10 protein-coding genes are annotated in these 9238 nt (G+C 60.5%); 9 read left to right on the top strand and 1 reads right to left on the bottom strand.

What is annotated here, in order from left to right; genetic code table 11:
* The first annotated feature begins 232 nt into the window (after nt 1-232).
* Nucleotides 233-736, top strand: a complete 504-nt coding sequence (locus J6525_RS41090; RefSeq protein WP_225648946.1) for a hypothetical protein — start codon at nt 233-235, stop codon at nt 734-736.
* A 384-nt stretch (nt 737-1120) separates the two neighbouring features.
* Here J6525_RS41090 and J6525_RS41085 read toward each other — a convergent pair whose 3' ends face one another.
* Entirely contained in the window at nt 1121-1510 is a 390-nt protein-coding gene (locus J6525_RS41085) for a hypothetical protein (protein ID WP_225648945.1), read from the bottom strand.
* A gap of 320 nt (nt 1511-1830) precedes the next feature.
* Between J6525_RS41085 and J6525_RS41080 the strand changes: the two genes are divergently transcribed.
* From J6525_RS41080 to J6525_RS41045, 8 genes are all read left to right on the top strand, one after another.
* Nucleotides 1831-2370, top strand: a complete 540-nt coding sequence (locus J6525_RS41080) for a hypothetical protein (RefSeq protein WP_225648944.1) — start codon at nt 1831-1833, stop codon at nt 2368-2370.
* Nucleotides 2371-2705: 335 nt separating this feature from the next.
* Nucleotides 2706-4022, top strand: a complete 1317-nt coding sequence (locus J6525_RS41075) for a DNA modification methylase (RefSeq protein ID WP_225648943.1) — start codon at nt 2706-2708, stop codon at nt 4020-4022.
* Nucleotides 4023-4034: 12 nt separating this feature from the next.
* Complete coding sequence (locus tag J6525_RS41070; protein WP_225648942.1) at nt 4035-4448, top strand: DUF5681 domain-containing protein; 414 nt, start codon at nt 4035-4037, stop codon at nt 4446-4448.
* Complete coding sequence (locus J6525_RS41065; RefSeq protein ID WP_225648941.1) at nt 4445-4915, top strand: hypothetical protein; 471 nt, start codon at nt 4445-4447, stop codon at nt 4913-4915. Before J6525_RS41070 ends, J6525_RS41065 begins: the two co-directional genes overlap by 4 nt.
* Nucleotides 4881-5876, top strand: coding sequence for a phage terminase large subunit (gene terL, locus J6525_RS41060; RefSeq protein WP_225648940.1), 996 nt, complete (start codon nt 4881-4883; stop codon nt 5874-5876). The genes J6525_RS41065 and terL overlap by 35 nt, the downstream gene beginning before the upstream one ends.
* 513 nt (nt 5877-6389) lie before the next feature.
* Entirely contained in the window at nt 6390-7241 is an 852-nt protein-coding gene (locus J6525_RS41055; RefSeq protein ID WP_376708636.1) for a YqaJ viral recombinase family nuclease, read from the top strand.
* Entirely contained in the window at nt 7225-8412 is a 1188-nt protein-coding gene (locus tag J6525_RS41050) for an ERF family protein (protein WP_225648939.1), read from the top strand. The genes J6525_RS41055 and J6525_RS41050 overlap by 17 nt, the downstream gene beginning before the upstream one ends.
* On the top strand, nt 8409-8969 hold the full coding sequence (locus J6525_RS41045; protein WP_092084592.1) for a hypothetical protein: 561 nt from the start codon (nt 8409-8411) through the stop codon (nt 8967-8969). The genes J6525_RS41050 and J6525_RS41045 overlap by 4 nt, the downstream gene beginning before the upstream one ends.
* The last annotated feature ends 269 nt before the right edge of the window (nt 8970-9238 follow it).

Raw genomic sequence — 9238 nt, 5'->3', positions numbered from 1 at the left:
CTGTGGCGCTCGCTTGAAACCGCCCGCATCGAACAAGGACCCGATCGACAGGAAGCGGAGCGATTGGACGCCGCTACGGCCGACACGCGCCATTACGTTGCGGATACTGCGATCGACCGTCCCGACGACGTTGATCTCGAGCTCCCCGGTATGACGCGCGAGGACCACGGCCGCGCGGCAACGGCGATCCGCGGAGGATGTCGGGGATCGTCGTGCCGATCGTCGAGGCGGATTGACGGGGCTGGCGGTAGCGTGCCTCAGCCTGATCTCGGTCGTCGCTTGCGTTGCCGCCGCGATTGCGCTTGGTCAGCTCTCTTCGCTGAAGTCGGACATGGCCGCGTTGCGGCGAGAGATCGCGCCGCTGAGGGAACGCCTCGCCAGACTCGAACAGGTCGAAGTCGCAAGACGCGAGGCTGCCCAGCAGCAAGATGCGCAAGACAAGGCCGAGGCGGAAAAGAAGCTGCCTGACGGCGCGGGCGAACAGGCCGCGCTCAGCCTCTCGCGTGAAGAGATTCAGTTGATCAGGGAGTACATCAAGGCAGCGCCTTCGGCCGGCGCAGCAGTCGCGCCGATCAACGTCGGCGATCCCGTCACCGGCGGAATGATTCCGCTGCCTTCATCGCTGACGGAGAAGGTGCCGCGCCTTGTCGGCGCGAGATTTGCGACCCGCAACGGTGCCATCATCATCAGCACGCGAAACAGCCGCCGCATCGATGCCGTGCTGCTGCCGAATTAGCTCGGCGCGGGACGGCCTCATTTGCTGGCCTCACGTTGCCTTGAATGAATCATTGCGACGTTTCCTGCTAACAGGGAATTCTGCAAGGAAATGCGCCGTTTTGAGGCTCCTGTCCGGGACAAAGCGCGCCCAGCAGCGCTTGAAATTCCGACGTATCCTGCCGGTCAGTCCAGGATTTCTTGCAGGGAATCCTGCTGGTAAAAACAGGGAATTCGGCTCGCGCGAGCAGGGAAAAAATGTTGCAAGGTTGCCACTGAGACCTCCGACGTCGGCGGGCCCGGCCGCGGCTAACCGCTCGTTCCGGTCCTGCATGGAACGCTTGCCCTGTCCCCACCTGTTGGCGCATCCTCGTGCTTCCAGAACGAAGCCAATTCATTCGCAAACTTAGCCATGTTCTGACTTGAGAGACCGAAGCGCGCGCTTCTGCGCAGCCAATGCGCTCCGTTCGTAACGCTCAATCCGCTTAAGGCGCTTCACCGTCTCCACGGCCGGGCATTCAAAAAGATCGGCCACCATCGCCTGGCGCACGCTACGTGCGGACAGCAGGTCGTGTTTGGCCCGTGCGATGGCAGCGAGGGTTTCTGAGGCCACCTGTTGTCCGAGGCCGCAACGAAGGGCGATCATCAGGTTCGCTAGCCCCGCGGCATCCCGTTCCCGCGCCAGGCCATGGCGCAATGCATTTTGGCTGGACTTGGCTTTTCCACAGGCCGTTTTCGGACCAGTGCTGCGCTTGGCGTTGCGGCGATTGGCTGCGATTTGCTGCGTCGAGGTCATCCTTCGCCCAGCCGATTCCAACTTCCGGCACCCAAACCATGGCTCTCATCGTCCGCATCATCAAGCCCCGAAGGCGGGTGCACATTTAAGGCTTCGGAAGCGATACCGAGTTGCGCCGAATCAACGGTATTATCATATTGTAATCTTCAGGTTAGGTCTCGGTAGCCACGCAGCTTTGTTCTTGCAGTATTCCGTGAATCGTAACCGCCGTTTTTCTACCGAGACACTCGCGTCATTCGCCCCCTTCAATCTAATTGGAGGAACCGTCCCTGATTTACGAATCGAAATGGTTAAGTCCATCTGCTGCGGTCGAACAGCTCATGAAGTCTCGAGCTTGTTCGCTGGAGCAAGCCCAATGGGGCATCTGCCATGCACTGTCGGACGGTGTCATCGAATTCCGCGCCAGATTAGAGCATCATCATAGCAGACAGCAGACGTCGAAAGACATCGTGTCTGGTAACAACCTTCAGATACCAACCGACCTCACGCCGGACGATATCGACTGGCAAGAGTCGCGGCCAAAAAAGCCATGGAGGCTTCGCGAACTCCCGCGCCATCATCCAGGGCTATGGTCAATAGCTGGAATCGAGCTTTCCAGCATCGACGTGATGGCAAAATTACTGCCCGGCGCGGCTGCCCCGGGTGCTCCACAATCTGACAAACCGAAAAGAAAACACCGGGAACGTCCCCAGCGCACGGCCGCGGAAACCGCCATAAATGCAATTTGGGCGAAGGATGTGCCACCCGCACATGAGTTGGTCAACGATCGACTCGTCGATCGGGTCAGCAAATGGCTTGAACAAAAAGGGCTGCCCAAAGTTTCCCGTGATACCATCTTGCGTGCCGCCGGCCGCAAGTGACGCATGCGCATCGCCCTTTCTTGCATCGCTATTGAGCTCAAGCGCGTTACCGGGACATCGTCCCGGTACAAGCCGCACGCGAACCTGACAACGACGACGTTCTCGCTCTCGGTTCAATGAAAACCATGAATTTTAGTAGTCGGATCGCGTACAAATCATAGCGGATCCCGGGAGTGCATTCCGCCTCTCGAAGGATCTCACCCGCAAGCCTCCCAAGTCAAGCACGCCGAGGCAGCAAAGGCATTGCCTCAGTTGCTCATCCACGATGCATGTCTGTCGTCTTATTCTATACCGATCGGCGGCACGTGGTCCGCTCCGGCGATTGGAGTGAGTTAATGACGACAGCAATCAAACTGCGAACACCTCACGTTGTCTCCCCTGAACTAAAGATCTCGCACAGGCCCCTCCCCGAGCTAAAGCCGCCGCGTGGGCGCGACATCCGCCGGCACTCGCCAGCACAACTGCAGAAAATTGCCGATTGTCTGCAGACCTATGGGGCCGTGCTGCCCATTCTCGTCGGTCCGGACGGCAGGGTGATCGACGGCTGGGGCGTGGCGCTTGCCGGCAGAAAACTCGGATTTCGTGACTTGCCGGTCGTATGCATCGCTGATCTGTCCGAGGCCAAGCAGCGCGCGCTTCGGGTCGCGCTCAACAAAATTCCAGAATATGCCAGCTGGAACGAGCCGGAGTTCAAGCTCGAGATCGAGGAGATCCTTGCCCTCGATCCAGAAGCCACGCTGGGCCTCGACGTTGGCGAACTTGACGTCATCCTCGACGACGGCGGGCTCGATCAGGAGGACCAGCTTCCGTCGGACGAAGGGAAAGCGGCTCCCATCTGTAAGATCGGCGACCAGTTCATGTGCGGCACCCACATTATTCGATGTGACGACTCCCGCAGCCGGGAGAGCTTCGCGAAACTCCTCGGATCAGAAACGGCCGGCATGGGTTTTACCGATCCGCCCTATAATGTGCCGATCAAGGGCCACGTGACGCGCTCGGAAACTTCGCGTCACCACGATTTCCCAATGGGAAAAGGTGAACTTTCATCGTCCGAGCACCAGGCTTTCCTTCAGACCGTGTTAGGTCACGCCGCCCGATTTTCCGGCGAGGGTAGCATCCATTATGTCTGCTCGGATTGGCGCCACGCACGCGAGCAGCTTGCCGCCGGCGACGTCGTCTTCACCGAGCTCAAGAACATCTGCGTCTGGAACAAGAGCAATGCCGGCATGGGCTCGCTGTACCGATCGCAGCACGAGTTCATCTTCGTCTACAAGCTCGGCACCGCGCCCCACGTCAACAATGTTGCGCTCGGCCGTCATGGGCGCAACCGAACCAACGTCTGGAACTACGTGAGCCAGAGCGCGCTCGGTGGCACGTCGAAAAGCAAGCTCTCTCTGCACCCCACCGTTAAGCCGGTTGCCATGATTGCCGACGCCATCCGTGACTGCTCCAATCCGGGTGATCTCATTCTCGATCCGTTCGGCGGTGCCGGCACCACCCTGATTGCGGCCGAGAAGACCGGGCGCCGAGCGCGATTGCTCGAGCTCAATCCCGCCTATGTCGATGTCACGATCCAGCGCTGGCAACGTCTCACTGGCGAGGCGGCTTATCACGCTGAAACCGGCCGGCCGTATTCCGATGGTTCAAACTGACACAATGGAGGGATGATTGTGGTCAAGCGCGTCCGTTTTAACTCGAAACGCCGGCAATCGAATGCCGACGTCGGCTACGGCAAGCCGCCTAAGCATACCCGGTTCAAGCCCGGGCAATCCGGCAATCCTAACGGCCGACCGAAAGGGGTTCGCAACTTCAAAACAGACGTTTGCGAAGCGCTTCAAACACCTGTGAAAGTCAGTAAAAACGGACAGGTCAACAAGATGACCACGCAGCGCGCCGGCCTGGAGACGCTGTGCATCAAAGCACTAAAGGGGGACCCGCGCGCCCTGGAACAGCTGCTTCGTCTTGGCGAAAGGTACGATGAGCCGAAACCTGCCGTCGATGTGCCGATTGAAGCAAGCGATCAGGCCATTCTTGATGCCTATTTTCGACGCATGATGGAAGAGAAACTGCTGCCATGAAAACCGTGGTTTTCGCGGCGCTGCTGCGCATTGATTTCTGCTCTTTTCTCTGGAAAAGCTTCAATACCATCGCGCGTGACGCGACTTACGTCGAGAGCTGGCACATTGAGGCCCTGGCCTACCAGCTGAGGTGCCTGCAGCAAGGCAGGATTCACCGCCTCATCATCAATATGCCGCCTCGCGCGCTGAAATCGATATGCGTGTCCGTTGCCTTTGTCGCGTGGTTACTCGGGCACGATCCACGCCGCCGCGTCATCGTGGTCAGTTACTCCGGTGAATTGGCCCTCGAGCTGCATCGGCAATTCAGGATGGTGATCGACTCTGACTGGTACCGCGCCGCCTTCCCTGCGATGCGTCTGGCTAGAGACAGCGGTCTTGAGGCGGTGACAACGCAAGGCGGTGGTCGCTACGCCACATCCGTTGAGGGTACGTTTGACCGGCCGTGGCGCCAATCTCATCATCATTGACGACCCCCACAAGGCGGACGAGGCGCTTTCGGACAAGGCGCGCGGCCAAGTCATCAATTGGTTCCAAGGGACACTATTGTCGCGTCTAGACGACAAGAAGACAGGTCAGATTATCGTGGTCATGCAGCGCCTGCACCCCGATGATTTGTCGGGCCACCTGCTCCGCAGCGAATCCTGGTGCCATTTGAATTTGCCGGCGATCGCGGCGGAGGACGGCGCGATCGCGATCGGACCGCAGAAGTTCAAGCACTGGCGATGCGGCGAGCCGCTACAGCCCACGCGAGAGGACGCGCAGGTGCTGGAACGGATCAAGCGCGACATCGGCAGTCAGCGATTTGCATCCCAATATCTGCAGCAGCCGGTGCCCGATGGCGGAAACGCCATCAAGCGCGAGTGGCTGCAGTTCTATGATCAATCCCCTGTGCTACAACCGGCTGATCGTATGGTTCAGAGTTGGGACGTGGCGGCTGGCATTGGCGACAACAATGATTTCTCGGTCTGCACCACCTGGCTCAAGCGGAAAACCAAATGCTATCTGCTCGACGTGTTTCGCGACCGACTTGCCTATCCCGATCTGCGCCGCAAAATCCAGCAGCTCGCGCGCGCGTTTGGCCCCGATGCCATCTTGATCGAGAAAGCTGGATTTGGCTTTTCCCTGCAACAGGAGCTCAGGCATAACCCGCCGTCTGGGATGGTTGAGCCGATCGCGATTGTGCCGAGGGGCGACAAGCAGGACCGCTTGGCGGCACAGTCGGCGAAGATCGAGGCCGGACAGGTTTTTCTGCCGCGCGAAGCGCCCTGGCTGGCGGATTTTCTGTCTGAGATTCTCGCCTTCCCCAATGGACGGCACGATGATCAGGTCGATAGCCTGACCCAATTCCTGTGGTGGTCGTCCTCCCATTGGTCCGACTCACCCCCTTCTATTGGGTTGCCGATTTTTGGCGGCGGCGATGACAACTAATAAGCAACAAGACGTCCGCCAGGGCGCGCTCCGAAGCTTGCACGCGGTCGAGCGCGGAAGGCTGCTGTCATTCTTCGGACAAGGAGGTGGCGATCGGCGTCATCGAACCGATTGCCGCCACCCGTCGCCACCGGATCTCTAAGGCTGCTTCCGCGCGCCACGCGCTGCCATGGACAAGAACTGCCACGGCAAAGCCGCCGCGTTGTAGAAGCTACAGCGCTCTCGCGGTGCTCGATTGGCTTCGATTTGTCGAAACGAAGCCATTGCCTTTGGTTCTCCGCCCGTCGTAGCCGCGGCCGAGAGCGGCCCAAAGGGGCTGAAATATCGGGGTTTTCGAGCCAAAAGAGCAACAATCTTGCTGCGGAAAGGACTGGCATTCTTTCGCAGAACGAGCGTTACTGATTCGACCGGGCTCAACCGATGGCCCCGGTATCTCACCCTGCAAATGCGGGGCTTTTGGAGGTGCGGCGGCAGGCCGCGTTACGCCAAACCAAGGAGATACCGGTGGCCACGATCCAAGCCAATGGCGCCGAGGCGCCCTGTTCCATCATCAAGTTCAACCACCATGATCGGCGAGCCTTTATCGGCGGTTCGGATGCAAGGATCATCATGGGTGATGACCAGGACAAGCTCGTTCGCCTCTGGCGCGAGAAACGCGGTGAGCTCGCGCCGGAGGATTTTTCGCGCAACTTGCTCGTTCAACTCGGCATAGCAACCGAGAATTTGAACCGCAATTGGTACCAAGGCTGTACTGGACAAACCGTCATCGACATTCAGAAGCGGGTTCGACATCCCGTACATGCCTGGATGGCCGCCACGCTCGACGGCATCGTCGAACGGACCGGTGCGGTGTTCGAGGCCAAGTTCATGTTGCCCTGGACCTTTACCGAGGAGACGGCCGCGGCAAAGCACATGGCGCAGCTGCAGCACAACATGTGGGTGGTCGCGGCAAGGTCGGCGGTGCTCTCGGTGATCACCGGAGGCGGCAAATGGATCGAGATCACGGTGCATGCCGACCCGCTCTACCAACACCTTCTGCTCACCGCGGAAAAGAAGTTCTGGCGCTGCGTGCAAAGCGGTGAACCGCCGGCCCTGTTTGGGAGCGAAGCGCCGCGCCCGCGTCTAGCCGCCGTCAAGGTCGTCGACATGACCGCCTCCAACCTGTGGGCCGAATGTGCGGCGAGCTACCTCCGCACCCGCGTCGCCCATGGCGACCACGAGCGGGCGAAGGCCGAACTGAAAAAGCTTGTGCCCGAGGATGCCAAGGAAGCGTTCGGCTGCGGCATTCGCGCCAAGCGCGCGAAATCAGGCGCCATCAGCTTTGATCCGGTTGAGATGGAGAGCGTCCATGCATCAGGCCAGTGAACATATCGGCGCGATCGCAGCCGCGCTCGCCAAGGCGCAGGCCGAGCTGGCCAACCCGGAAAAGACCCTGACCGCGATGATCCGCTCGCCGTTCCTGCGCGATGACGATCGGAGCTTCCGCTACGCGTCGCTCGCCGCCGGCCTCGACATCGTCCGCAAGACCTTGAGCCGGCAGGAGATCGCCACCGTCCAGACCACCCGGATCGAGCAAGCCACGGGCCACATTCACCTCACCACCCTGCTCGCCCACGCCTCCGGGGAATGGATTTCGTCGGACTGGCCGGTCTGTGCCGTCAAAGACGTCGAGGCGCCGCACCGCATGGGGGCGGCGCTCACCTATGCGCGCCGCTATGCCCTGTTTGCCCTGGTCGGCATTGCCGGCGAAGACGATCTCGACGCCCCCGACGCGGTCGCCGGCCCACCGGCCGCGGCGGCGCAGGCGGCCCGTGCCGCGAAGGCCACCCCCGCCAAGGGCGTTCTCAACCGCCCGGCGGTGCTGGGGACCCCAGAGTCCGCCGAGCTGCGGGAGCGGCTGTTGAGCCAGCTCGCGGCCCTGCCTCCCGGCGACGACCTGCTTATCTGGGCCAAGGCCAGCCTACCACTCAAGAACACCCTGTTGGAGCCGGACGCCAGGCTCGTCGAGGCCGTCTATCTGACCAAGCTTCAGGAAACCGACCGTCCGGTAGCCAAGACGATCGAACAGGCGCCTGCCTGCGATCAAGACCCGGGCCTGTCGTCGGAGCCGCCCTTGGAGGCTCCTGCGAGCACCGCCGCGCTGCAGAACCCTTTACCAGCAGCTGCGCCTGACGCCGCGCTGGCGCATCCAAAGGAGCTGCCCCGTAAGCGCAGCAAGGCGCACCTCATGTTTGTCCGGGACCAGCCTTGCCTCGTCTGTCGGAAAAGCCCGTGCGACGCCCACCATTTGAAGTTCGCCCAGCCAAGGGCTCTCGGCCGCAAGGTCAGCGACGAGTACACCGTTCCGTTGTGCCGTGCCCATCACCAGGAGCTGCATCGGCACGGCAATGAAAGGGCCTGGTGGGCGAACTTTCAGATCACGCCGTTGCAGGTGGCGCATGACTTGTGGGCGGCAAGTCCGATCCACGCGCTTACCGCCGCCAGCGTCAACGCGGTCCCTCCCCCGCGCCTAGGATCGCAGATTTCCCCACCATGAACGCGCCATTCCAAACCGCACATGAGCTAACTGCAACAACGTCAATGCTGCCGGTCGAGTTTGAGGTGTTGGCGCCGCCTCCCCTGCTGCTCCCCGGTGAACGCCTTGACCAGTACCAAGCGTTACGCCAGGCGATCTTCGCTGAGTTGTCGCCGCGGTCTGCCATCGAATGGTTGCTCGCCATCGATGTCGCCGAACTCTCCTGGGAGATCCAGCGCTACCGCCTGCTGCGCCATCGGCTGCTTGTGATCTATCGGCAAAAGGCAATTGAGGCCGCCTTACGCAGTATCGATCTGGCCGGGATCGCGCCTGAGTTCGCGGACGAAGCCGAGTACCACACACGCCAAAATGCGCTGAGTTGGCGGCTCAGTCCTTCTGACGCGACCGAAATCGAGGCACGTCTGGCATCGTACGGTTTCGATCAGCATTCCATCAACGCGGACGTCTACGTCCAGGCGCGCGAGGTCTTTGTCTTGTTCGAGAGCCTGCTCAATGCCGCGCAGACAAGACGATTATTGCTCATTAGGGAGATCAAGAGGCATCGTATCCTGGACTAAATCAGCGCTTTCAATGCATATTTCGGAGAAGTCCGGACTCATCCCAGCGAGACCCGATGGCGCTCCCAAAAATGGGCTCAACGCAGTCGAATTCTTTAGGTAACAGTCAAGCAGCAAATTTCACAGAGCCCGTGCGTACCTCTCCGCCAGCGAGCGATTGCATTGGATATATCATTCCGCACTCTTGGAGCATCGAGACTAAGGACGAGCCGCATCCTTCTTTCCGCAGCTCTTGTTCGCTACGGCATGGCGGCCGACACCAAACGAGT

It is taken from the genome of Bradyrhizobium australafricanum, assembly GCF_020329495.1.
Classification (GTDB): Bacteria; Pseudomonadota; Alphaproteobacteria; order Rhizobiales; family Xanthobacteraceae; genus Bradyrhizobium; species Bradyrhizobium australafricanum.
This window is presented reverse-complemented; position numbering and strand designations above follow the sequence as displayed.

Bases quoted from the DNA above. Each gene is read 5' to 3' on its own strand.
- J6525_RS41085 (WP_225648945.1), bottom strand. From the start codon at position 1,510: ATGACCTCGACGCAGCAAATCGCAGCCAATCGCCGCAACGCCAAGCGC.
- J6525_RS41080 (WP_225648944.1), top strand. From the start codon at position 1,831: ATGAAGTCTCGAGCTTGTTCGCTGGAGCAAGCCCAATGGGGCATCTGC.
- J6525_RS41075 (WP_225648943.1), top strand. From the start codon at position 2,706: ATGACGACAGCAATCAAACTGCGAACACCTCACGTTGTCTCCCCTGAA.
- J6525_RS41070 (WP_225648942.1), top strand. From the start codon at position 4,035: ATGATTGTGGTCAAGCGCGTCCGTTTTAACTCGAAACGCCGGCAATCG.
- J6525_RS41065 (WP_225648941.1), top strand. From the start codon at position 4,445: ATGAAAACCGTGGTTTTCGCGGCGCTGCTGCGCATTGATTTCTGCTCT.
- J6525_RS41050 (WP_225648939.1), top strand. From the start codon at position 7,225: ATGCATCAGGCCAGTGAACATATCGGCGCGATCGCAGCCGCGCTCGCC.
- J6525_RS41045 (WP_092084592.1), top strand. From the start codon at position 8,409: ATGAACGCGCCATTCCAAACCGCACATGAGCTAACTGCAACAACGTCA.